The sequence below is a fragment of the Bradyrhizobium sp. Crot121 genome (assembly GCF_059512385.1).
This window is the reverse complement of the sequence record NZ_JCAMOR010000592.1, coordinates 1-226: the sequence shown is the minus strand read 5'-3', so window position 1 is coordinate 226 and position 226 is coordinate 1. Positions and strand designations below refer to the sequence as shown.

Annotated in this window: 1 pseudogene; it reads right to left on the bottom strand. The window is 64.6% G+C overall.

The features are described from left to right. A pseudogene (locus tag AC5ZGW_RS48010) lies at positions 1–226 on the bottom strand (IS5/IS1182 family transposase); the annotation flags it as partial.

The window sequence follows — 226 nt, the reverse complement described above, 5'->3', positions numbered from 1 at the left end:
GTCCTCGCCGGCCGTGATGCGGTGGCCGGCGGCTTTGCCTTGGGCCTTCAGCATGATCTCCGAGGCGCGGCGTTCGGTCGCCAGCCCATGCCGGTTCTCCATTGTGGCATGGCCCATATAGCAGAGCTTCGCCTCCCGCCCGGCCGCCTTGCGGTAAAGCCTGCTGTTTGGATCGCTGGTACTCGCATGGGTGTCGTTCTTGCGCTTCTGGCCATGGAAGTTTGCG